Origin of the sequence: Mycoplasma anseris ATCC 49234 (genome assembly GCF_000702805.1) — a bacterium.
In the GTDB taxonomy this organism is placed as follows: Bacteria; Bacillota_I; Bacilli_A; order Mycoplasmatales; family Metamycoplasmataceae; genus Metamycoplasma; species Metamycoplasma anseris.
The window spans coordinates 14,118-39,476 of record NZ_JNJX01000005.1 but is presented as its reverse complement, the minus strand read 5'-3'; the positions used below and the strand labels follow the sequence as shown (position 1 = coordinate 39,476).

Below are 25,359 nucleotides of genomic sequence, written 5' to 3'. Positions count from 1 at the left end.
AGGGAATTTGAAAAAAAATATTAGCTTTTTGATTTTGCTAGTTTTAAGTAGTATTTTTTCTATTATTCTTTTAAGTCTTTTTAATATTTTAAATCTTTTTGCTATAAACCAAAACCTTGTTACTTTTTTAATAATTTTGATTTTAGCTCCAAGTACACTAACATTTTGTTATTACTTTTTATATTCATTAGAATATAAAGCTAATGATAAGACCAAATTATTAAAAAGTATCTTTATTATAAGCACAATTTTATTAATCATTAGTATTGGTTTAATTATAATAGTGATTGTATTTGGTAATATTAACACTGATATTGCTAAAACACATTCAACAAAAAAACCTTTACCAATAAATCAAGTTTTACCAAAAGTTAATAAAGTTATTTTAACCTTAAACCTTGCTCTTTCTTTAAATATTATTTTAAGCATTCCTGCAACCATTTTAATTTCAATTCACACAGTTAAAAAACCTAAAAAGTCATAACCATCAAACTTTTTAGGTTTTTCTATTTTTAATGTGATAGCATTTAAATATATAACTAAGAGGGGAATATGAGAAAAGAAAAATCTTGTGGAGCTATTGTTTTTAAAAATAATGGCTCACAATTAGAAGTTTTATTAGTGGAACAAAATGCTGGTCATTGAGGTTTCCCAAAAGGTCATGTCGAGCCAGCTGAAACTGAAAAAGAAACAGCAATTAGAGAAGTAAAAGAAGAAACAAATATTGATATAAAAATTTTAGATGATTTTAAAGAAGTTAACACTTATTCGCCATATTTATTAACTATAAAAGATGTTATTTATTTTATTGGGCTACCCACTTCATTTCAATTAATTAATCAAGAAGAGGAAATTAAAGTTGTTGAATGAGTAAATATAAAAAATGCTAAATCAAGAATTACTTATGAAGAAGATGTAAAAATTCTTAATAAAGCAATTGAATTTTATTTCAAAAATAATTTTTTAAAAAAATTTTAGAATACAAAATTTTGTATTTTTATAAAAAACACATAACAAAATGAGTAAAAAAATAAGAACAATTTTTATTGCTCTTATTATTTATTTTCTTCTATATCCTTATTTGTTTCTGCTGCTTCTTTTTCATTTGGTTGATATTCAGCAATAATTTCTTTGATTCGGTTTATTAATTCCTGATCAGTAATTTGGTCTTTATTTAAATTGCCAAAGACATTATCGCTAAAAATATTATTCACCTTTTGAGCTTCATAATTATTCATTAAATTTACAATTGCTTCTAAAGCAATTCGATTTGTTAATTCCTTAAATTTTTTTGAACCTAATTTAGTATAAATTTGGTATGGATTTTTTTGTGAATATTGAACTAAATTAGAGCTTCTTCTTAGTTTATCCATAGTATTAATGTGGTCTTGTCAGGCATTATCAAAAACATTTAAAATAATATTTCTTTCGCTCCTTGTTAAAGCACTAATACTGTATTTTTCAATGATATTGCTTCTTAATTTATCATATTCTTTGTTAAATACTTTAATTAAATAATCAATTAAATCATCTCGGTCGAATTTTTTTAATTCTTCGACACTAAATTTATGTTCTGATAAACTCATTCAATTTTTATTCAAATATAACACAAAATTTTCCAAATCTAAGGTATTGTTTTTATTTATAAAATATGGGTTATTGACAGTTTGTTCGACACAAACTTGAATCATTTTTTTAATGATTGAACCTAAATCATCTCTTTCTAAGATTAAATCACGTTGTTCGTAAATTAAATCACGTTGTTGACGAATAACATCATCATAATTTAAAACGCTTTTACGATTATCATAATTAAATCCTTCAATTTTCTTTTGTGCTCTTAAAAAGGCTTTTCTAATTGCTTCTCCTTCAATTGGATCATCTCCATATGCTTTGAACATTTCTTTTCAACGATCTTGAATAGAAAATCTTAAAATTAATTGATCATCCAATGATAAAAAGAATTTAGAATATCCTACATCACCTTGACGTCCAGATCTACCTTTTAATTGGTTATCAATTCTTCTTGATTCAGCTTTTTCAGTTCCTAAAACATATAATCCACCTAATGCTAAAGCTTCTTTTGAAGGTTTAATATCTGTTCCTCTACCAGCCATGTTAGTTGCAATTGTAACAGCTTTTACTTGACCAGCTTGAGAAATAATATCAGCCTCTGATGAATCTTGTTTGGCATTTAAAACAGTATGTGGAATTCTTTCTTCTAATAAATATTGATGTAGCACCTCACTATCTTCAACTTGAGCTGTTCCAATTAGAACCGGTTGTCCTTTTTCATAAATTTTTTTAACTTCTTTAACAACAGCTTTTCATTTAGCATGCATTGTTACATAAATTTCATCTTTATCATCAATTCTAACGGTTGGTTTATTAGTTGGAACCACATTAACTCTCATGTTGTAAATATCAATAAATTCTTTTTCTTCAGTTTTGGCAGTTCCGGTCATTCCGCTAATCTTTTTAAATAATCTAAAGAAGTTTTGATAAGTAATAGTTGCTAAAGTTTTAGTTTCAGGTTCAATATCAACTCTTTCTTTGGCTTGAATTGCTTGTTGAAGGCCTTCTGAATAAGCTCTTCCTTCCATAATTCTTCCAGTAAAAGAATCGACTAATTCGATTTTGTCATTTCTTACAATATATTCCACATCTAATTTCATTACTTTATGAGCTCTTAAAGCGTTTTGAATCCGGTGAACTAACTCACTATTTTGAATATCATATAAATTTGAAAAATTAAAGTATTTATTTGCTTTTTCAATCCCACTTTCAGTTAAATAAACTGACTTAGTTTCTTCATCAATAAAATAATCATCTTTATTTAAAGTTCTTACAAATAAATCGGCAATATTATAAAGTGGACTATCTCCTTCATCACCACCTGAAATAATTAATGGGGTTTTAGCTTCATCAATTAAGATTGAATCAACCTCATCAAGCAAGATGAAATCAAGCCCTCTTTGGACTTTTTCTTCTTTGGACATAACCATATTATCACGAAGATAATCAAACCCTAATTCTGAATGAACACTATAAGTAACATCACAAGCATAAGCTTCTCTTTTTAAATTGGTTGACATTTGTGCCTTATTAATTCCGACAGTCAAACCAAGTCATTTGAAAACTTGACCCATTTCTTCAGCATCTCTTTCTGCTAAATATTCATTAACTGTTGAAACTATTACACTTGATCCAGTTAAAGAATTTAAATATACTGGGGCAATTGAAGTAATGGTTTTACCTTCACCAGTTTTCATTTCAGCAACTGAACCTAGATCCAAAATAATTCCTCCAATCATTTGGACATCAAAAGGTCTTTTCCCTAAAACTCTTTTTGTTGCTTCTCTTGAAACAGCAAAAACTTCAGGACGAATGTCTTCTCTTGATTCGCCCAGATTTAATCTTTGTCTAAATTCAGCTGTTTTAGCTTTTAATTCTTCATCAGTTAGTACTTTAATTTCGTCTTCCAAAGCATTAATTTTTGCTAAAGTTGCTTCAGCGATTCTCATTTCAGTTGATTTAAATTCAAATAATTTCTTTATATTCATAATAACAATTTTATATTATTTTTTAATATAAAAACAAATTAAAAGAAAAGAACCTCATAAGAGATTCTTTTAGAAAAGTTATTTATCTTTGTTTTTGGTTTCTTTTGCTTTTTCTTTTTCAGCTCTTGCTTGTTTGGTTTGAGCAACAATGATTTCGGTTTTTTTGTTATCAAATGCTTCAATTTCATCCATTACTTTTTTGAATTCAGCATAACCTTCTTTATCATTTGATTTGATCAATAAATCAATGATAAATTTGTTAGTTAAGTTCATTTGAACATTTTCGAATCTTAAAAAGCCTTTAACGGTTGAAGCTTCAACACCATATAAATCTGCTAATTTAGTAATTTCTTTTTCATAATCTTCATCAGTTACTTCAAATTTTTCAACTTTAGCGATTTCTCCTAAAATAAAGACTTCTTTTAATTTAGGTTCTGCTAATTTGTCATATTCTGCTAAGATGTTTTCTTTGGTATTTTTAGTAAATTCTAAATATTCTGCTTCAGTGATTTGTTGTTGTTTTAAATTGTTTAATAAGTTTTGGTAGTATTTTAAAGCTTCTTCTCTTATTAATGAATGAGGAAGAGTTAATTTTGAATCTTTTAATAATTTTGCATTTGCTTTTTCCATGAAATTGTTTTGTAATTCAATAGTTTTTTGTCTTTTGGCTTCTAGTTTAACAAATTCTTCAAATTCTTCAACACTTGAAACTAAAGGTAAATTAATTTCTTTAATAAATTGTTCATCAATTGTTGGATAACTTGGAGTTTTAACAAAATTAATTTTTACATGGAATACTACTGGTTTACCAGCTAAATCTTTAGCATGGTAATCTTTAGGAAATGCTAATTCTAAATCTTTTTCTTCACCGGCTTTTAAACCAATCATAGCATCTTCAAAACCTGGAATAAATTGGTTTGAACCAATTTTTAAGTCATAACCTTGAGCATCCCCGCCATCAAATGGTTTACCATCAATAAAACCTTGGAAGTCAAAGTTTACATCATCATTTTTAGCAATTGGTTCTTGACTGTCTAGCATTACAACATAGCTTGAAACAATTTGATTTTGAGTTTCAGCAATTTCTTTTTTAGTTAAAGCGACTTTGCCTAATTTAACACCTAAATTTTTATAATCACCTAATTTAATTTCTGGGTATAAACCAAATGAAACTTCAATAGTAGCTTTTTCAGGACTTAAATCAGTAACATTTAATTCTGGTCTTCCAATAATATTTTCTTTTTCAACTTGTGGAAGAATTTTATTTTTATAAATTTCATCTAATGATAAATCAACAGCTTTTTCAATAACTCTAACAAAATTTAAATGTTTGTCAGCTTCTCTAGCAGGAGCTTTTCCTTTTCTAAAACCTTTAACGGTTACATTTTTTCTTAATTCAACTTTTGATTTTTCAATAGCATTTGCTCATTCTTCACCTTCAATGGTGTATGAGATTTTTAATAATGAATTTTTCTTATCAACTGTTTTTGACATTGTATCTCCTTAATAAATAACTTTAATTAATTATATAGATTATTCTAAAATATTAAATAAATAATTTATACAAATTATGCTCAGCTTCATTTAGCTCAGTTTGATTTTTATTTCCCATTAAAACTTCAACTACATTGGAAATTGTTTGATATTCATTAACTGACTTATTTAGTAAAATTGAAACCCAATTTTCAAATAAGTAAGCTGAAAAAACTTGTGAAGCAATCTTATATTTAGCAACGTCTTTGCTAAAAGAATTAAACAATTCATTTTGAATTTTCTTAATTTCTGGATTTTTTAAAAATGAACCTAATTTATTTGGATTAATAATTTCATTGGCTACTTGATAATCATAATCAATCATTTTATCAGCTAACAAATCATAAATTAAGGTTTGAAAACCATCATTATCAAATCCTTGACCATTAAAGAATAGCTGAAATTCAGAAGCATATTCCTTAACATCTTTTCGATCTCTTAATTGATTATAATTAAGCATGAAAATATAGTCCATTTTTTTGTTTTTTAATGAGTTAATCAACTCTAATGTATTTAAATTAGTTTTTGTTTTTAATTCGTTTTTCTTGATTTGAAACAATATATCATCTCTTAAAGCTTCTAATGTTGAATGAAATTCTTTGCTTAAAAAAGTCTTTAATTTTTGATCAATTAAATATATTGCTTTTAAAGGGTCTTGCTCTCTAATGTTTTCAATTTCCTTTAAAAATTCTTCAAATTGGTTTATATCTTGATTATTCATATAAAAAATCTTACCTTATTTCTATTTAAATTAGTAATTAAATTAAAATAAAACAAAAGCTTCATTAACAAAAATTAAAAAATGGTTTTATACATCAAAGTCGTATTTTTTAATTTAAATTCATTGTATCCCTTAATTATTATAATAACAAGTTATGAAGGTAATTTGACTAGCTTCTTAATAAGATTGGAAGTTAATATTTAATTTCTTTATTATTTTAATATTAAAGTTTTGAAGAAATATTTTTTCGTCTAATAATGGTTTGATGCAAAAAAAATAATCATATATTTATAAAAATGGAATTTAAAATGACCTATTGGTTATTTTTTTGTGTATTTATAAACAAAATTATATGAAATCATTCATATATATATATATATATATAATTCTTAAAAAATAAGGAGGAATTATGTCAAAAATGACAAAAAAAGACTTAGAAAAATATAAAGGTAAAAAAATAATCTTTAAAAGGGTTTCTTCAGGAGAAGATATTAAAGTAAAAATTTCTTCATGAGGAGCAGATTATAAATTTAAAACACTATATGAAAAACCAAGTTCATGATTTTCAACATTCCCTACAATTAAGGCAAAAATTGTAACTAGCGGTGAAGATGTAAAACTAGAGCAAACTGATAGTGGTTGATTTAATGATTTTGAGATCTATTTCGAATAACAGGAAAGGGATAAATATGTCACAACAAGAAATTGAAAGAAGAGATATTAACTGTAAATCAGAAAACACTAGAATTGAAACTTTATCATCAGATATAACTAAAAATAGAATTCTTAAACCAGAGTATCAAAGAGGTTTGGTATATAACATAGAGAAAAAATCAAAATTAATTGAATCATTATTAATGAACATACCATTACCAACTATATATTTTGTGCAAGAGGATGATATAACTAAATTTGTTGTAGATGGGCAACAAAGATTATGAACATGTCATGAATTTTTAAATAATCGTTTTAAATTAAAGGATTTAGAAGTATTTAAAGATTTAAATGGTAAATATTTTAAAGATTTGGAACCTCATTACCAAGATACAATATCAACTAGAACAATGTATTGTATTACAATATCAAAAGAAGATTCAGATAAGCAATTTGATATTTTTGAAAGATTAAATAGAGGGGCTGTTGCTTTAAAAGAACAAGAAATTAGAAATTGTGTTTATCGTGGTAAATTCAATAATCTACTACATAAATTAGCAGAAATCATCGAAAATAAAGAAAGCTATTCTGAATTATTTGTTTCAAAAAATAATCGTATGGCTTTTGAGGAACAAATATTAAAATTCTTTACTCTTTCTGAAGAAAATCTTAAAGAATATAAATCAAATTTAAAAAAATATTTAAATGAATATATGTCTAAAACAAAGAAAGTGTTTGAAGAAAAAGAAGCACTTGAAAAACAATATGAGAAAAAATTCATCAATTGTATTGATGTAATTATTGATATATTAGGAAAAGATGCATTTAAACCTAAAGAATTAAAAAATGATAAATTAAATATTGTAAACCAATTTTCAGGTAGTATATTTGATTCAATTACAGTTGCATTTGCATGAATTTTAAATGATTATAAACAATTACACATTCAAATGAATGCAGAAAAAATTAAAAATGCAATTAAAAATATCCAAATATATGATGAAAAATATAAAAATTCATGCCATTGATCAACTGGTAAAAAAGAACATCTACTTTATAGAATAGAAATCATCTATAAAACTATAAAAGACATTTTAGATAATAACCCAATTAGTAAAGAAGATATTAAATCTAATGAAAGATTTTTTAATTCAGATATTAAAGAATCATTAGCTAAAAAACAAAATTATGTATGTCCAATATGCAATCAACAAATAAATGACATCAATTTATGTGAAATCGATCACATCAATCCATTTTCCAAAGGCGGGTTAACAACAGAAGACAATGCTCAATTGACGCATAAAATATGTAATAGAACTAAAAGTGATAAGTAATTGACAGATTCTAACTAAAAAAATTTGTTTCAAAAATAGAAATAAATATAAAAAATTCATGCTTTATAAATTGACAATCAATTTATATTTATTTATCAATAATTCTTAAGAAATAATTGGAGAAAATTATGAAAAAAAATAAAAAAATTCTATTATATACATTGCCTTTTTGCGCAACTAGTTTAATTTTTACTTTGCCATTAATCAGTTCTAAATGTGGTGAACCTATTGAAGAAAACAAACCATATAAAATAAATGAACTCACTAATGAATTAATTTGAGTTGATAAGAATTTTGAAGGAGATTTAAAAATTAAAGAAAACATAAATTCTATTAATTCTTATGCTTTTCAAAATTGTACAAAATTAACTTCAATAACAATTCCGAATAGCGTTACATCAATTGGAAGAGGGGCATTTAAAGGTTGTACAAGATTAATGTCCGTTAATATCCCTGCAAGTGTTCAAATCATTAAAGAGGGAATGTTTGAAGGATGTACAAATTTAAGAGCAGTTGATATTTCAGAGGGTGTTCTATCTATTTGAGATGATGCTTTTAAAGATTGTTTAAATTTAACATCATTAACAATCCCGAATACTGTTTCGGACATAGGGGCAGGTGCATTTTATGGATGTTCAGGTTTGAAATCAATCAATATTCCGAATGGTGTTAAATCATTGGGAAATGGAATATTTTATGGTTGCAGGGGATTAAAAACAATAACAATTCCGAATAGCGTAAAAGGAATTCCTAATTGAATGTTTGAAGGATGTACAAATTTAAAAGCAATAACAATTCAAAATGGTGTTAAAATAATCGGTCAAGGGGCTTTTAAAGATTGTATCAATTTAATGACAGTCGATATTCCAGATAGCGTGACATCTATTGAAGAAGGGGCTTTTTATAAATGTTCAAATTTAACATCTATTAATATTCCAAATAGGATTACTTCAATTAATAAAGGATTATTTTATGGATGTACAAATTTAACATCTATTAATATTCCGAATGGTGTAACAGTAATAAATGATTTCGCCTTTGGAAAATGTATAAATCTAACATCTATTAATATTCCAAGTAGTGTTTTAGCAATTGGTGAAAAAATATTTACAGGAAATACGGGAATGAAAATAAATATTTCAAACGAAAATATTTCAAATTGAAAACCCATATTTGAAGGTAGCGAAAATTTTACAATTAATATTCTTGATGGTGTTACTTCTATTAATGAAAAAGCATTTAGTGGATGTACTGAATTAACATCAATCACTATTCCCGATAGTGTTACCTCAATTGGTAATAGTGCATTTGGAGAATGTTCGAAATTATTATCCATAAATATTCCAGATAGCGTTACTTCAATTGGAAAAAATGCGTTTAATGGATGTTCTGGATTGTCATCGATTAAAATTGGAGAAAGTGTTAAATCAATTGGAAGCGGAGCATTTTACGGGTGTGAAGAATTAACTTCTGTTATCCTCCCAGAAAGTCTTATTGACATAGGTGATTATGCATTTTTTAGATGTTTGAAGTTACCAACAATTAAAATTCCTAAAAATCTAATATCAATTGGGCATAGTGCATTTGGAAAATGTTCAAGTTTAACATCAATTAATATCCCAGAGAACGTTACTTCAATTGGTAATTCTTTGTTTGAGGGCTGTTTAGGACTAACAATTAATATTTCAAATAAAAATATAGGGGGTTGAAGTTTAAACATGGATAAATGTTTAGATTTTAATATAAATATTCTTGATGGCTCTATTTATATTGAAGATAATGCATTCATTGGATGTAAAGGATTAACATCAGTTACCATTCCAAATAGTGTTACTTCAATTGGAAAAAATGCGTTTAAAGGATATTCAAAATTATTATCCATAAATATTCCAAATAGTGTTACTTCAATTGGAAAAGAAGCATTTTATGGATGTTCGGACTTGGTGTCTGCAACAATTTCGAAAAATATTGAATCTGTGGATAGTGGATTGTTTAATGGTTGTTCAAACTTAGAATCTATTATAATTCCTGAGAATGTTAAATTAATTGGTGATAATGCATTTAATGATTGTTCAAAATTGACATCTATTGTAATCCCAGAAAATGTCACTACAATTGGTGGAGAAGCATTCAAGAATTGTTCAAAATTAGTATCAGTTACCATTCCGAAAAGTATTAAAATAATTCGTCCATATACATTCTATGGGTGCAATAGTTTGCAATCAATTGATATACCATACAATGTAGAAACAATTAGTGATTTTGCATTTAGAGAATGTTCAGAGTTAACATCAATTAAAATACCATATGGTGTATCAACGATTGGCTGGGGTTCATTTTTAGGTTGTTCTAAATTAAGAGAAGTTAATATTCCAAATAGTGTTAAATCAATTGGCCGCGGAGCTTTTTCGGGATGTTCAGGATTAACGACAGTAACAATCCCAAATAGTGTTACAGAAATTGATGTTAATGTATTCAGTGGATGTTCAGATCTAACATTTTATATCAGTAATAGTTATATAAAATATTGGGACTCAATATTTAATAATTGTTCAAATTTTACAATTAAACTCGAAGATATAACTCGTATTGCAGATAACGCATTTACAGGTTGCGCTGGGTTAAAATCAATTACTATTCCCGATAGTGTTGAATCAATTGGTTGAGAAGTGTTTAAAGGTTGCACAAGCTTAACATCAGTAGCTATTCCAAATGGTATTAAAGAAATCAAGACCGGAATGTTCAATGGTTGTTCAAACTTGACATCAGTATCGCTTCCTAAGAGCATAACATCAATTTATGCTCTAGCATTCAAAAACTGTTCAAAGTTGAATTTTATAAATATACCAGATAATGTGTCGTGAATTGGAGAAGAAGCTTTTTGAGGTTGTTCAAACTTAATATCAATTACTATTCCAAATAATGTTACAAAAATTTATGAACGCACATTTTCTCATTGTTCATCATTAACATCAATCAACATTCCAGATAGTATTACTTCAATTGGAAAGTCTGCTTTTTATGAAACACCATTTATAACAAACTTGAAAAAAGAATTCGGAGAAAAACCTATTGTTATAAATGGAATTACATATATTGAATAGCTTTTTACACATAAATTTAAATACAAAGTGTAATAAAAAAGGAAGGGTTCTTTCTTTCTTTTTTTAGACTTCTTACAATAAATCTAAAATTATAAATTTCTTGACAATATTTTTTTATATATTTTAACTATTTCTTCTTGTATTCTTAAGAATGATTCATCTTCTAAATCAGTTACATTTGGAATAAATGTTTTATTTTTTATTACTATTTTATGGAAAGAACAATTTTTACATCTATAAAACCTAAAGGTTTACTATTATGTATTTAAATATCATTATATTAATATTAATTAATGAAAAATAATAGCTTTCATTGGCACATGAGAGCATCTTTAATTAACAATTTTATTTTTTAATTTGTATCCATTTATATAAATATAGTTTCAATCATTAAATATCATATTGCCATTTCTTTAAAAATTAGCAAATATATTTTCATTTAATTATATAAAATATCTCATAAAATATAAATATGAAAACATGAAGATTAAATTTTCATATATTTAAATAAATTTATATAATAAAATGAATTGCAACAATACATCTATTTATGTAGATTAAAAATTTAATTTATAATTTAATATGTATTATTTATTAAAGGAGATACAATGTCAAAAATAATTAAAATTAATGCTTATGAAGTTCTTGATAGCCGTGGAAACCCAACTGTTAAAGTTGAATTAACTACTAAAAAAGCGTATGCAGAAGCTTTAGTTCCTTCTGGAGCTTCAACTGGTTCTAAAGAAGCGCTTGAACTAAGAGATAAAGGAACTAAGTATGAAAACAATTGATATGGTGGTAAGGGTGTTCAAACTGCAGTTGATAACATTAACAACATCATTGCTCCAGCTCTTATTGGAAAAAATTCTAAAAAACAAGCTGAACTTGACCAACTAATGATTGATTTAGACAAAACAAGAACTAAATCAAATTTAGGAGCCAATGCAATTTTAGCTGTTTCAATGGCTTTAGCAAAAGTTAGTGCAATTGAAAAAAATATACCTTTATATCAATATTTAGCTTCATTAGAAAAAAGAACCGCTTACAAATTACCTGTTCCAATGTTAAATGTAATTAATGGTGGTGCTCATGCTTCAAATACTATTGATTTCCAAGAATTCATGATTATGCCAATTGGAGCTAAAACATTTAAACAAGCTTTGCAAATGGCAAACTTTGTTTTCCATACTCTAGCTAAATTATTAAAAAAAGCTGGCCATGGAACTCAAGTTGGAGATGAAGGTGGATTTGCTCCAAATTTAAAAACCCATGAAGAGGCTTTAGAATTTTTAGTTGAAGCAATTAAAGAAGCTGGGTTTGTGCCTGCTACAAGCGGAAAAAAAGCCATTGCTATTTGTTTAGATGCTGCGGCTTCAGAACTATACAATCCTGAAACTAAAAAATATGTCTTTAAGAAATTTAAAAATGCTATTGAAGCAAAAAGACCTGGTTTTGAAAAATTAAGTAATATGAAATACGAATTTACTTCAGATGAATTAATTGAATATTATGGGCACTTGATTAAAGATTATCCAATCATTTCAATTGAAGATTCACATAATGAAGATGATTGATATGGTTTTATAAAAATGGAAAGAAAATATGGAAGTAAAGTTCAATTAGTTGGTGATGACTTGATTGTAACTAACCCTAAATACATTGAATTAGCAATCCAAAAACATGCCATAAATGCCTCATTAATTAAAATCAATCAAATCGGAACTATTACTGAAACAATTAAAGCTATTACTATGTCTCAAGAAGCCAACTATGTTCCAGTTATTTCACACCGTTCAGGTGAAACAGAAGACACCTTTATTGCTGATTTAGCAGTTGCTTTTAATACAGGCGAAATTAAAACTGGTTCATTATCAAGAACTGATAGAATTGCTAAATACAACAGATTATTAAAAATTGAACAAGAACTAGGTGAAAAAGCGAAATTTGAAGGACTTAATTCATTACATAATATCAACAAAAAATAATAAAAATAAACAAAGAAAAAGACCTTTTTAAATCCAAAGGTCTTTTTTATTATCTTAATTATTAATCAATTTTAACTTTAACACTTGGCCCCATTGAAGTTGAAACGGTAATGTTTAAAACATATGAACCTTTAACGGTTGATGGTTTTAATTTTTTAATTGTGCTAATTAAAACACCGGCATTATCTGCTAATAAGTTTGCATCCATTGATTTTTTACCAACAGAAGCATGGATAATTCCACCTTTATCAGCACGGTAATTTGCTTTACCTTTTTTAAGTTCTTCAACTGCTTTAGCAGGGTTTGTGGTTACAGTTCCAGTTTTAGGGTTTGGCATTAAACCTTTAGGTCCTAATTTTTTACCATATTTTCCTAAAACTAACATCATTTTTGGATCAGCAACAATAACATCAAAGTCATATTTGTCTTGATTTAAAATTTCTGGTAATTCAGCAGCAGTATAAACAAAGTCAGCACCAGCTTCAATTGAAGCTTTTTGAGCATTGACATCATCAGTGGCAACTAAAACTTTAACAGTTTTCCCAGTTCCGTGAGGTAATACAATAGCTCCACGTAATTGTTGATCAGATTTTCTTGTATCCAAGTTTAATTTAATTGCAATATCTAAAGATTCGTCAAATTTAGCATATGAAACTTTTTTTGCTAATTCGATTGCTTCTAATAATGGTAATACTTGGTTTTTGTCAAATTGTGATTTAGCATTTTTTAAATTTTTTGAAAGTTTTCTAGCCATTAGTTAGTTCCTTCCTTTAAAAATTCTTCATACCCTTCAACAGTAATTCCCATATTTTTAGCTGTTCCAGCAATTTGTTTCATAGCTGAACGAATATTTTTGGTATTTAAATCTGGTAATTTGTATTCTGCAATTTCTTTTAATTGATCAATAGTAATTGAACCAACTTTTTCTTTGTTTGGCACTCCACTACCTTTTTTAACTTTAGCAGCTTGTACTAATTTATATGAAGTAGGCGAAGTAAATAATTGGAAATCAAATGATTTGTCTTTGTATACTGTAATTAAAACAGGAACAGGTTCAGAACCTCTTTCTCTTGTTTTATCATTAAATGCTTTTGTAAATTCAGGCATATTGATCCCTACACCAGCTAGAGCTGGACCTGGTTTTGCTTGACCAGCAAGGAATTGTAATTTTGCCTTTTTAACAATTTCTTTTGCCATAAAATAAGTTCCTTTCGATCTTTGTGGTGCAAATGAATTTCTTGTTTGAATTCTCCCACTTGCTAGAGGCAATTAAATAATTGCGTTTTTTATTATATCAAAAAACTTGCTTTACAAATAAAAAAGCAACATTTTATTGTAATAAAACGTTATGTTGCATTTTTAACCAATAAACTTAATTTATTTCATTATGAAAACTCATTTTAAACTAAATGTTTTAATATATTAAAAAGTCTTCGCTTTTGAAATAAATTCTTGCTTAAATTCTTCATAATGTTGTTCTAATGTTTTTTCTGAAAATGCTTTTAATTTAGTACCAGCTATTAAAATACTTGGATTAATTTTCATTCCTAAAAATTTACAAGTGCCTTCTAAATAAGCAACATGATCTCCTCAAGGATATCATCCTTTTGGAGCACCTTGAGTTGCAATAATTTGAACAGTTAAATTATCTAAAAGGCCAATAGCATCACCTTTTTTAGAATATTTATAAGAAAATGTTTCATTAGCTAAACAAATATGATCAATGTAATTTTTTAAAACAGCTGGAATATTAAAATTAGTCATTGATGTAATGATAATTAATTTATCAAATGATTTTAACTCATTAATGTAATTTAAACTATCTTCTTGATTGAAAAAATTATTCATATTCAATGAATTTAGTGTTATATTAGCCATTTTTAATTCATTTAAATCATAAAATTTAATTTCATTTTCTGGATGAATTCTTTGGTATTCTTCAATAAATTTATTTGCAAAAAAATTTGCACTTGACTTAGTTTTTAATGAGGGTGAAGAATATAAAACTAATATTTTTTTCATATTATCTCCTTAGTTTTATGTAATTAATAACCTTGTATATTACTATTATATTATGATTCAATATTTTTGATTGGACTTTATAAATTGAATTTTTTATATAAATGAAAGCACAATTTTTAAAAGAATTTAAGCACTTTTTCTTTTTTAATGTAATAAACATGTATTTTTCTTTTATAATTTACTTATTTTTAATGAAAGGAATATAAAAATGTTAAAGAAAAAATTAATATTATCAAGTGTTGCTTTGTTGCCTTTAACTCCAGTAGTTTTAATGTCTGCTGCTACAAATGAAAATAGTTCTAATGAAAGAAAAACAATTATTGAACTACAACAACTTGCAGTTAAGAAAATTCAAGTGTCAATGGGAAATTATTTTAGTCCAACAGATTTAACTGCTGCGGCAAAAATGGTTCTTGCTAATCAAGAATTTATAAATGCATATAATGAAGCTAATGCCAATGGAGGAACAATTTCAGCTGCTACTTTTGATGCTGCTGCTAAAAAAATTCTTGCTTTTGATTTAAAAACATATTTATATGATAAATATGTTGAAAACAATGATGTATATGACAGAATTGAAAAATTTGAAAACTTTTCAAACACAAGTGAATGAATCAAAAAATATATGACATTAGCAAATAATGAATTTAGACTTCCATATAAAGAAAATCAACAAGATGTTGAAATTGTTTTAAAAAATAAAGTATCTTTAAAAGAAGAATTAAAAACTAAAAATGAACAAGAAGGAACTTTCCTTATTGCAAAATGATTAAATCAAGCCAACTTATTCCGTAGCGTTTTATATGACTATGTATTACCAACAACATTAATTAAAGAAATTTCAAAAAATGTTGAATTATTTAAAAATACAAAATATCAACCTATTTATGAAACAGTTAATACTAAATTAGCACCATTCAAAGAATTTTTAGCAACAAACAAATTAGAAGTTTCTGCTAAATATGACAGCAAAATTTCTTATGATGAAAATGTTAACGCTTTAGAAAATAAAACTGAAATTACTGATTCAATTAATGCTTTAAGAGAATATATAACATATTATGAAGCTAAGTTAAAAGAAGGAAAAAGCCCTGTTGAGGCTTTCTTAACCGAAAAAGTTAAAGTAGAATCATTAGAACAATTAAACAAAAAACTAAATGATATTTTATTACCATTGTTATATGCCAATACTGAATTAGCAGATGGTCATAACTTTAATGCAGATAAGTTATCAAGTTTTGATTCCAAATTATTATCTTCAGCACAAATGTCTTTATTATTAAAACAACTAACTGATAAAGAAGACAAAATTACTAAATTAGAAGACAAAATAAAAGAATTAGAAGAAGGGATTAACAATTCTAAATCTAATTCAAAAGTACATGACATTATTTGATGAATCATTGCTTTATTAACATTATTAATTCTAATTCTTCTAATTGCTTTAATTATTAAAAAGAAAAAAGAATGCAAAAAAAACCACGAAGAACAAGCTAATGCTTAATAATAAAAAGACAAGGTTAATTTTCTTGTCTTTTTATTTACTTTAATATACAAAAATTTTTTGGGTATAGAAATTAATTTTATCAACAATTAAACTAATTACTGGTTTAAAGGCAAAAATAACTGTCGCATAAACCGGAACTTCTAAAAATGATTTAAACATGATTGGAATCATAAATGGTAAAAAATAAGTTTGATAACTTCAAGTTCCATTTCGGAACCGATTATGATAATTAATATATGCAAAAGGGCCTCAAAACCATCTTACAATTACAATAATTAAAAATGTTCCGATAAGAATCCCGAATAAATTTTGCATTTTAAAACGAATTTCAAAATTCTTATTAAATTTGTTAACTAAAAAGAAACAAAATGACATTATTCAAACAATTCCTAAACCAAAACCACTTACTAAACCAACTACTAATTTAGATATTGGTTCTTTACTTTTAAAACGATATTCAGATCAATCAAATGGTTGATTATACTTTAATAAAAAGACAACCATGATAGTGGTAATAATACTTAATATAATAAAGCCAATGGGTCATGTTCGCTTTTTGGTGCTAAAAATGAACATCATCATTAAGCCACTTAAAATTGCTATTACTGCAGGAACAATTGCATATTCAACCATTCATGTGCTAATTCCATAAATAACTTGGTCTAGTGTATCACAAAGAATTCCTAAAAAAGCACCTTTCAAAGGTCCTAAGGCTAAACCAAAGATAATAAAAACTACGTAAGTTAAAGTGATTTTAAAGGGTCCTTTAAATACATATCTTTCTAATAAAGAACACCCAAAATAAATGCCTAATAATAAGCCATATAAAGCAATTTCGAAAACAGTCAATTTGAAAGATTTTAATTGAAATTTTCTTCTCAGGGAATGAAAAAATGAAATAATCATAGGACTCCTTAATTTATTTTGTTGACCAGTCAATTGGTTTTTTATTTAATTTGATTAAATATTGATTAATTTTTTTAAAAATATGGGAATCATTAAAACCTAAATGTGCAGAAAAAGGAGAAGGATGAGATGTTTTTAAAGTAATTTGATTTTTTAAATCAATTGAACTTAAAAAATCAAGAGAATTTTTGCCTAAAATTACAAAAATAATATTTGAATATTGGTTTACTAATGTTTTTAATAAATTTAAAGAAAATGTTTCTCAACCTAAATTTTTATGTGATAATGGTTTTGAAGGTGAAACAGTCAAAATTGGATTCAATAATAAAACACCTTGGTTTTTTCAATTAGTTAAATTATTGGAAGCAAAAACCGTTTTTGGATAGTCTTTTTTAATACAATCAAAAATATTTCTTAATGATGGAGGTGTGTTTGTTGCTAAACTACTAAATGCTAAACCATGAGCAACACCTTTAGTATGGTATGGATCTTGACCAAGAATGACAACATTTAGATTATCAAAATCAAAATCTTCTAAAGCAAAAAATCAATTTTCTTTACTAGGCAAATATTCTGTTGAAGAAAGTTTTAACATCAGCAATTGATAATATGGTTTTTGTTGTTCTTTTAATAAGAAGTCTTGAAAATTAAATTTCATGTCTAACTTTCTTTTTGCCCTCAAATTGATATTCAATTAAATATAATTTAGCATCAGCAAATTGAAGAGATAAAGGCGTTTTAATTTTAGTTAATGTTGCTCTATAAATTTTTAAGCGTTTATTATTTATAAATATAAAAGCGCCAGGTTGATCATTAAAAGCTCTAATTTTATTTAAAGCATCACGTGCCTTTTCATGACTAAATAATTCACATTGTTCATTTGTAATTTTATTTGCAAATGTAACTTTATTTTCATCTTGCATTAGTCCAGCAATCTTTTGTTTGTTCATTTCTTGAATTCAATTAGCCAAGTTTGCAATAGTTAAATTTGCTAATTTATCAAAAACCTCTAAAGCGGTGTCTTCAGGATCAATTTGACATTTGGCAGTTTTAATAATATTTCCAGCATCCATTTTATCAATCATATAAATCAAAGAAATGCCAGTTTCTTTATCGTCATTTAATAAAGCATGCTGAATAGGTGCTGCTCCACGATATTTTTCTAATAAACTACCATGAACATTAATGGCAGCATTTTTAGGTAATTTTAAAATAGAATTAGGAATAAATTGACCAAAAGCAGCAGTAATGAAAAAATCAAATTCCAAATTAGCTAATTCATCATAAATTTCTTTAATTTTATTTGGTTGAAACAATCTAACATGATATAGTTTTGCTAATTTGGCTACTTCAGTATCTAATAATTCTTTTTGACGATTTTTTTCTTTGTTTGGTTGGCTAATCAAAGCAACAACTTCAAAAGCCGGATTGTTTAACAAGCTTTCAAAAATCTTTGCTGAAAAACTAGCTGTGCCTGCTAATACTAATTTAATTTTATTCATTTTCACTCCTTTTTATCAATAAGTAAATTTTAAACAATTTTTAAATATAAGAAAAATAAATCGAAGTTTTTTAAGAAATTAAAGGTGTTTTTTTCTTGGACTTAAAAGCCCTAAAAATGTAATTTCTTTGGATTTGTAATCTTTTTAAATATCCAAAAATAGAAATAATAGCAATCAAAATAAAACCAATTCATAAATAAGGAGCAATATCGTCAAATTCTCTAACTCTATTTAATATCATATTTCCACCAAACAACGAAGAATTATAAAGACCATAGCTCATGAAATTTCTTGTGATTTTCTCAATTTCAAAGGTCATAAATGAGCTTAATTCTAACTTAATGGAAGGAAGAATAAATTTATTATAAATTTTTCATTTTGTCCAGTTTTGCTTTTTAAGACTTTTAATTTTTGATTCTTCTAAATTATTAATACTCATTTCTAAGTTTCTGATAACAGAACTAGAACCATGAATAGCAAAAGCAAAAATAAAAGTTGTTGCATATGAATTAAATATTGGATTAATCAAAATAAATAAAATCAAAATAGGAATCATTCTTATAAATAAATTGATAATTTTAAAAATTATATATACAAATTTATTGAAGATGTATTTATTAATAAAAAATAGATTTACATATAAAACAAAGAATAATAATAAGCAAGTTATAGATATTAAAGCAAAAAGTTGAAAAAGTATTCAAAAGAAGTTATTTTCTTTATAACTTTCCAAATTTAAAATTCTTCAATTGGGATTAAATAAATCATTTCAATATTCCTTTTGATTAGCAAAATAGACTTTTTGATTTACCAAATCATTAATAACAAAAATCAATAATAAAATAACCAATAAAGAAAGAAAAGCAACTATTAATTTTTTGATAAGTGAATAATCATTATATTGTTTAAATGTCTTTAAGCTTTTAGATTTAAAGAAATTTTCATTAATAAATAATTGTAATAATTCTAAAATGACAAAAAAACAAATTAAAACGAATAATGGTATGAATAATTCAGAATAATAATTATTATGAATTAAAGGTACTTGCAATAAAGTTCCAATTCCTAAAAATCCTAACTGTGAAAGAATTGAAGATCATCTTAAATTAGATTCAAAGGAATACAAGAAGTAATTTAATATTTTAGGCTTAATTTGAGGCCAAATTTCTTGAAAAAAAGCCTTAAAACGATTTGTTTTTTGTTTTGCTAAATGGAAATAAATTTTAAAATTGGCATTTTCAATAATTTGTGAAAAATATTCATGTAATCATAGTCAGGTAAATCAAACAAACAATAGAAATAAACCCAAAGTTTTATCAAATGAAATGGAAAAGAAATAAATGAATAATAATTCAGGAAAAAGCCTTAAACTAATAACAATAATTTTAAAAGGGATTACTACTCATTTTTTTACCATTTGATAATTAGTCAATAAGGCTGTTAAAAATGCTAATAAAGCACCAACAAAAGTTGCTACAAAAATTATTTTGATACTATAAAAAAGAAACTGAAAACTTAAAACTCATAAATTAGTATTACCATAATAACTACTTATGTTGCTTACATGAAAAAACTTTATTATATTTTCTTTAAATAAAGCAAATCCACTAGGAGCAAATTTTCAATCAATTCCAATAAAAAAAATAAAAAATAAAAGCAAAAACAAAAATAAAAGCAAAAATTTTCATCTGGCTTTCAATTTTCCTTTAATTGTTTGTTGTTGATATTGATATACATCAAAGAAAATGCTTTTTTGGTTATTGTTCATGTTTTCCTATTCTACTTTTATTATCTTATAGCCATTAAAACCAACTGTTGGTCCATAAGAGTCCTTACCATCTTTTCAAACCTTTAAAATTGCTTTTTGCAAAAATTCAATTTCTTTTGTACTTAATTTATTTGAGGCAACAAATTTATTGTATTCAATCGGATCGGTAACTGTTAACATTTCAACAAAAGTATTTTCTGCTGAAGGGCGATAATAATCTCTCATTTCTTTTTGATTATTTTTCAATTTGTAATTATGAGTATAAGCAAAGCTACCTAATTCATCGAAAACAATATGAAAATGAACATTTGCTCCTTTTCCCATATCTTTGGCTTTGCCAATCTTATATTTATCATTATGCTTCAATTTATCAAAGGCAAATGATTGAAACAATTGATCTGGCTTATTAAAATGTTTTTGAAATAATTTTTCTTGAATTTGATATTTTGAACCACTTGTTTCATCACTTAATAAAATTCCAAAATTTCTAAAGGCATTTCAATCTTTATTATCTCAAGCATTTTTAATAGCTATTAATTCCGACTTAGTTCCTCAAATTCAAATAGCACCTCGATAATAAGAAACTAAATTTGATTCATTATAGAATTTCTTATATAATGAACCATTTCATTGATATTCTTCATCATTTCATTCTAAAAAAGGTTTTAAATTGAATGTTTTTTCAGCTTCTTTAGCAATTTTTATTAACGGATCTTCATTTGACCCATTGACATAAGTTGAATATTCTTGATCAAACACAAAACTAGTTGTTGTAGTTTGGATAAATGGTTTATATTTAGATTTATCAGAAACTGAAGAATTCTCATATAAAGCACTAGTCAAAATTGCTACATCACTTGAACCTTTTTTTAAGGAATCTAAAATGCTAGCATTAGCTTCTACAAAATCAGGTTTAATTTCAATTTTTGTTAAATCTTGATCCTTGATTTTGTTATATTCATTAGCAATGGTTTGAAAAAAGAAATCATTATTTTCACCATATCAAGGTTTGTTGATGGCGAAATTAATAACCTTTATATTTTTTGGTTCTTTGCAACTAATAGTGGTTAGTGGCAAAATACCACAAATTGGCATGATACTTAGTCCTCATAATATTTTTTTCATAAAAAATCCTCCTAAAATTTTAGAAGGAGTACTAAAAAAGAGAAACTCACTACGCTGGTATTAACCAGATCAGTTAATGAGGGTATTTCTCAGCTTTTTTAAAAGCACCCCTGTTCTTTATAAATTAAATTATATAGATAATTTTGTATAATTTTTAATTAAGGAGTTCCTATGGATTTGAATATTTCAAAAATAATCAAAGCGAAAGTAACTAAAGTTTGAAAAAACTCAGTTATTTTAACTACTAAAGAAAACGTTAAATGCTTTTTAAATATATCAGAAGTTAGTGATTATTTTATTAGTGATTTAAAACAATTTTTTAAAATTGGAGATATTAAAGAAGTAATTGTCATAGACGTAACCAATACTGGGGAGTATATTGTTTCGTTTAAAAGAATTCATCCAAAGGAATTAAGAAATCCTTTTGAATTTAGAATGGATGATATCGATACTAATTTTGATGCATTATTAGATTTTACAAACAAAGGATTAAGATATGGCAAATAATTGTAAAATAACCATTTCAAATCAATTCGCTATTAAAGATGAAGCAATCAATAAATTTCAAGCTTTTATTAATGATATTAATCACCGAATTAACAAAAAAACAATGTCTGGACATGAAAATTATGGCTTTCGTGATCCCTTAAAAAATACTATTGAACAAGATTTAATTAAAATTCAAAAAGAAGCTAAATTATTAAAAGATGAAGGCGTTCAGGTATTACTTGTAATTGGGGGTAAACATATTTGCTTACAATCACAAGCTTTTATTGATTTGTTTATGCCTAAATTAAATAAAAATAAGGGACTTGAAATTATTTATGTTGATGAATATTTAGATGGGCGAGATTTAACTAATTTAATTAATTATTTAGAAGATAAAACCTTTGCTATCAATGTCATTTCACAAAATAGTGAGAGTTTAGAAACTTTAATTTTATACAGAGAATTTAGATCACTTTTGGAACAAGTTTTTTCAAAAGCGGTAGCCAACAAATATATTTACATTACAACTAATAATAATTTCGGATACTTATTTGAAGAAGTTACAAACAATAATTTGAAACATTTTATTTTACTAGATAATTTAACTGAAAGATATTTAGGTCTTTCACCGGCAGTATTATTTCCCTTAGCTTGTGCTGATATCAATATTAAAGAAGTAATTGATGGTGCAATTAAAGCCAAAGCGTGATTTTCAATTGATGATTTAGAAAAAAATAGTGCTTATCGATATGCTGTTATTAAATACATTCTTTATCGGAATGAATTTAAAATTGAAAATATTAATGTCTTTTCCAAACAAGAAATGAAATTGGGTGAATTATTTCAAATGTATGCTTCTGAAAGTTGCGTTAAACAAAAAAAAGGAATTTTGCCAATTCTTAATCATGCAAATAGCTCAATTAAAGCTTTTGGACAATCACTTGCTGAAAATGAATTTAAAATTTTTTATACTACAATTCACATCCAAATTCCCAAATATGATTTTAAGATTGCACCTTATCAAAATCAAAGCGATGAACATATCAAATACCTAATTGACACTACTTATAATAAAATTAATCGCACTGTCATAGAAAGTTTTATTGAAAATCATGTTATCATTTATAAAATACCGAATATTAAAATTGAGATTATGGATGATAATGTGGAAACTTTTGGTTGAATATTATCATTCTTACATTATTCTTCAATTATGTTCGCATATTTAATTGGAGTTAATCCTTTTATTAATAATACACAAAATAGTTTTAATATCAATTTCAAAAAGAATATCAAAGATATTTAGGAGTACAAATGAATAAAATTGGAATTATTGGCGTTGGAGCTGTTGGAAGTTCTTATTTATATGCAAGTTTAAATAGAAATATTGAAGCTGAATATGTTTTAATTGATGCATTTGAATCTTTTGCAATTGCCCAAGCTAAGGACTTAAATGATGCAGCTTCATCAATGATTAGTAATGGGTCAACATTCGTTGCTGGTAATTATGATGATTTAAAAGATGCAAAAGTAATTGTTATTACTGCTTCAGTAAGACCTAAAGAAGGTAAATTACAAGATCGTTTAGAATTATTAAGCGATAATGCAATTCTAATGCAAGAAATTGCTTTAAAAATTAAAGCGTCAGGCTTTAATGGAATTACTGTTATTGCTTCAAACCCAGTTGACATCATGGCAAGCATTTATCAACAAGTTTCAGGTTTTGATGCTTCAAAAGTTATTAGTTCAGGAACAATTCTTGAAACAGCCAGAATGAAGAAATTTTTATCACAAAAATTAAATGTGAAATCATCAGCCATCACTGGTTATGTAATTGGTGAACATGGCGCTAGATGTATGATTCCATTTTGAAAAATGAGAATCGGACTTTGTTCTTTAAGAGATTTCATAACGAACAATACTATTGATCAAGCTTGATTAGATGAATTAAATGCTAAGGTAAAAAATGAAGCATTTGAAATTATTTCTGGAAAAGGAATTACTAATTTCGGAATCGGTGAAGGTTTAGCTGAAATTACCAAAGCCATCGTAAATGATGTGCAAACCGTTTTTTCATTGGGTGTTCAGCTACCTGAATGTTACCAAGCCAAGGGAGTTTATTTTGGTTTACCGGTAATTTTAGGAAAAGAAGGTTATAGACATCTTCCTAAAATTAGGTTAGAAGAAAAAGATCAAGCATTATTTGATAGTTATTCAACAGAAATTAAAGAGACAGTCTTAGAAGTGTTAAAAAGAATTAATACTAAACCAAGTGGTTTAATTAGTGAATAATAAAAACGCAAAAAGCGTTTTTTATTTAACTTTGTTTTTTTAAAATATAATTTTGAATATGGAAGAAATTATTAAATTAAATAATATATCGGTTTCATATTCAAAACATTCTGATTTAATTTTGAAAAACATAAATTTGGATATCAAAGAAGGAGAAATGGTTGCGATTCTTGGTAAATCTGGAGCTGGGAAATCAACTTTGTTTAACTTATTATTAAGACAATTAAACATTGTAACTGGGCAATGCTTTTTATTTAAAAAAGATATTCAAAATGTTAAATCCAAAGATTGAAAAAGAATTGTAAATTCAATTGGTTTTTTATCTCAAGAAACAAATTTAATCGAATATGAAACCATCTTTGATTCAATTAAAAGAACATATGATAACTTTCAAAATAAATTCTTTGCTTGATTTAACATTTTAACTAAAAAAGATAAACAAAAAATAATGAATGTTTTAACTAAATTAGGACTTTTTGAAAAAAGCTTTTTTAGGATTAGTGATTTAAGTGGTGGGCAAAAACAAAGAGTTGAAATTGCAAAAATTTTATTAAAGAAATCCAAATTAATTTTAGCGGATGAACCAACTTCCAATTTAGATATTATTTCAGCAAATGATGTAATCAGTTTATTAAAAAGCATTAATAAAGAAGAAAAAACCACAATTATTTTAAACATTCATGATCTTAATTTAATTCCTCATAATTTTGATTCAGTTTATTTAATTAAAAACCAATCAATCGTTAAATTAAATGAAACTGAATTTAATGATATTAATAAATTAATTCAAATTTATTAAAGGCAAGTTGCCTTTTTTTATATTCAAAGAAATAAATTTTTTTATATGCTAA

Annotated in this window: 22 protein-coding genes and 1 riboswitch; of the genes, 11 read left to right on the top strand and 11 right to left on the bottom strand. The window is 25.8% G+C overall.

The genetic code is table 4. The features are described 5' to 3' along the window. Window positions 1-7 precede the first annotated feature (7 nt). Both T401_RS0101600 and T401_RS06715 read left to right on the top strand, forming a co-directional pair. Window positions 8-484 carry a hypothetical protein gene (locus T401_RS0101600; protein ID WP_145960549.1) on the top strand — a complete coding sequence of 159 codons (477 nt, stop codon included), beginning with the start codon at window positions 8-10 and terminating at the stop codon, window positions 482-484. A gap of 68 nt (window positions 485-552) precedes the next feature. Further along, window positions 553-978 (top strand): bis(5'-nucleosyl)-tetraphosphatase, encoded by a 426-nt coding sequence (locus tag T401_RS06715; protein WP_033178742.1) that lies wholly within the window; start codon window positions 553-555, stop codon window positions 976-978. Between the two features lie 77 nt (window positions 979-1,055). Here the strand turns inward: T401_RS06715 and secA are convergent, their stop codons facing one another. From secA to T401_RS0101580, 3 genes are all read right to left on the bottom strand, one after another. Continuing rightward, window positions 1,056-3,563, bottom strand: a complete 2,508-nt coding sequence (gene secA, locus T401_RS0101590) for a preprotein translocase subunit SecA (protein ID WP_033178741.1) — start codon at window positions 3,561-3,563, stop codon at window positions 1,056-1,058. A 78-nt stretch (window positions 3,564-3,641) separates the two neighbouring features. Further along, window positions 3,642-5,057, bottom strand: a complete 1,416-nt coding sequence (tig, locus tag T401_RS0101585) for a trigger factor (RefSeq protein WP_033178740.1) — start codon at window positions 5,055-5,057, stop codon at window positions 3,642-3,644. 52 nt (window positions 5,058-5,109) lie between these two features. Then, entirely contained in the window at window positions 5,110-5,817 is a 708-nt protein-coding gene (locus tag T401_RS0101580; protein ID WP_033178739.1) for a hypothetical protein, read from the bottom strand. A 409-nt stretch (window positions 5,818-6,226) separates the two neighbouring features. On the opposite strand from T401_RS0101580, the gene T401_RS06710 reads away from it, so the two are divergent. The 4 genes from T401_RS06710 (at window position 6,227) to eno (ending at window position 12,897) form a co-directional block, all read left to right on the top strand. Continuing rightward, window positions 6,227-6,490 carry a hypothetical protein gene (locus T401_RS06710; RefSeq protein WP_033178738.1) on the top strand — a complete coding sequence of 88 codons (264 nt, stop codon included), beginning with the start codon at window positions 6,227-6,229 and terminating at the stop codon, window positions 6,488-6,490. Between the two features lie 16 nt (window positions 6,491-6,506). Next, window positions 6,507-7,808, top strand: a complete 1,302-nt coding sequence (locus T401_RS0101570) for a GmrSD restriction endonuclease domain-containing protein (RefSeq protein ID WP_033178737.1) — start codon at window positions 6,507-6,509, stop codon at window positions 7,806-7,808. 128 nt (window positions 7,809-7,936) lie between these two features. Further along, window positions 7,937-10,912, top strand: coding sequence for a leucine-rich repeat domain-containing protein (locus tag T401_RS03300; protein ID WP_036430435.1), 2,976 nt, complete (start codon window positions 7,937-7,939; stop codon window positions 10,910-10,912). A 608-nt stretch (window positions 10,913-11,520) separates the two neighbouring features. Beyond that, window positions 11,521-12,897: a phosphopyruvate hydratase gene (eno, locus tag T401_RS0101560; RefSeq protein WP_033178736.1), complete on the top strand. Its 1,377-nt coding sequence runs from the start codon at window positions 11,521-11,523 to the stop codon at window positions 12,895-12,897. A 61-nt stretch (window positions 12,898-12,958) separates the two neighbouring features. Here the strand turns inward: eno and rplA are convergent, their stop codons facing one another. From rplA to T401_RS06705, 3 genes are all read right to left on the bottom strand, one after another. After that, complete coding sequence (gene rplA / locus T401_RS0101555) at window positions 12,959-13,651, bottom strand: 50S ribosomal protein L1 (RefSeq protein ID WP_033178735.1); 693 nt, start codon at window positions 13,649-13,651, stop codon at window positions 12,959-12,961. Further along, the gene (gene rplK, locus T401_RS0101550) at window positions 13,651-14,094 is read right to left on the bottom strand and encodes a 50S ribosomal protein L11 (RefSeq protein WP_033178734.1); all 444 of its coding nucleotides are present in this window, start codon (window positions 14,092-14,094) and stop codon (window positions 13,651-13,653) included. Before rplK ends, rplA begins: the two co-directional genes overlap by 1 nt. Window positions 14,095-14,319: 225 nt before the next feature. Further along, window positions 14,320-14,919: an FMN-dependent NADH-azoreductase gene (locus T401_RS06705; protein WP_033178733.1), complete on the bottom strand. Its 600-nt coding sequence runs from the start codon at window positions 14,917-14,919 to the stop codon at window positions 14,320-14,322. Window positions 14,920-15,127: 208 nt separating this feature from the next. On the opposite strand from T401_RS06705, the gene T401_RS06700 reads away from it, so the two are divergent. Continuing rightward, complete coding sequence (locus T401_RS06700) at window positions 15,128-16,423, top strand: hypothetical protein (protein ID WP_033178732.1); 1,296 nt, start codon at window positions 15,128-15,130, stop codon at window positions 16,421-16,423. Window positions 16,424-16,465: 42 nt separating this feature from the next. Here T401_RS06700 and T401_RS06695 read toward each other — a convergent pair whose 3' ends face one another. The 5 genes from T401_RS06695 to cypl all read right to left on the bottom strand — a co-directional run bounded on the left by T401_RS06695 (window position 16,466) and on the right by cypl (window position 21,727). Beyond that, the gene (locus T401_RS06695) at window positions 16,466-17,332 is read right to left on the bottom strand and encodes a hypothetical protein (RefSeq protein WP_033178731.1); all 867 of its coding nucleotides are present in this window, start codon (window positions 17,330-17,332) and stop codon (window positions 16,466-16,468) included. Between the two features lie 13 nt (window positions 17,333-17,345). Beyond that, the gene (locus T401_RS06690) at window positions 17,346-17,990 is read right to left on the bottom strand and encodes a uracil-DNA glycosylase (RefSeq protein WP_033178730.1); all 645 of its coding nucleotides are present in this window, start codon (window positions 17,988-17,990) and stop codon (window positions 17,346-17,348) included. Further along, window positions 17,980-18,834 (bottom strand): methionyl-tRNA formyltransferase, encoded by an 855-nt coding sequence (gene fmt / locus T401_RS06685; RefSeq protein WP_033178729.1) that lies wholly within the window; start codon window positions 18,832-18,834, stop codon window positions 17,980-17,982. Before fmt ends, T401_RS06690 begins: the two co-directional genes overlap by 11 nt. A 70-nt stretch (window positions 18,835-18,904) precedes the next feature. Beyond that, entirely contained in the window at window positions 18,905-20,602 is a 1,698-nt protein-coding gene (locus tag T401_RS06680; RefSeq protein ID WP_052169649.1) for an ABC transporter permease subunit, read from the bottom strand. Between the two features lie 6 nt (window positions 20,603-20,608). Then, window positions 20,609-21,727, bottom strand: coding sequence for an ABC transporter thiamine pyrophosphate-binding lipoprotein p37/Cypl (gene cypl / locus T401_RS0101515; RefSeq protein ID WP_052169648.1), 1,119 nt, complete (start codon window positions 21,725-21,727; stop codon window positions 20,609-20,611). Between the two features lie 29 nt (window positions 21,728-21,756). Then, a riboswitch (TPP riboswitch) is annotated at window positions 21,757-21,849 on the bottom strand. Between the two features lie 49 nt (window positions 21,850-21,898). Here cypl and T401_RS06675 point away from each other — a divergent pair. The 4 genes from T401_RS06675 to T401_RS0101495 are packed head-to-tail and all read left to right on the top strand — an operon-like array spanning window position 21,899 to window position 25,307. Then, the gene (locus T401_RS06675; protein ID WP_033178728.1) at window positions 21,899-22,234 is read left to right on the top strand and encodes a S1 domain-containing protein; all 336 of its coding nucleotides are present in this window, start codon (window positions 21,899-21,901) and stop codon (window positions 22,232-22,234) included. After that, a complete protein-coding gene (locus tag T401_RS06670) occupies window positions 22,224-23,522 on the top strand; it encodes a glucose-6-phosphate isomerase (RefSeq protein ID WP_033178727.1) in 1,299 nt (432 codons plus the stop codon). Before T401_RS06675 ends, T401_RS06670 begins: the two co-directional genes overlap by 11 nt. Window positions 23,523-23,530: 8 nt before the next feature. Further along, window positions 23,531-24,508: a lactate/malate family dehydrogenase gene (locus T401_RS0101500; protein WP_033178726.1), complete on the top strand. Its 978-nt coding sequence runs from the start codon at window positions 23,531-23,533 to the stop codon at window positions 24,506-24,508. A gap of 58 nt (window positions 24,509-24,566) precedes the next feature. Next, on the top strand, window positions 24,567-25,307 hold the full coding sequence (locus T401_RS0101495; protein WP_033178725.1) for an ATP-binding cassette domain-containing protein: 741 nt from the start codon (window positions 24,567-24,569) through the stop codon (window positions 25,305-25,307). Window positions 25,308-25,359: the final 52 nt, after the last annotated feature.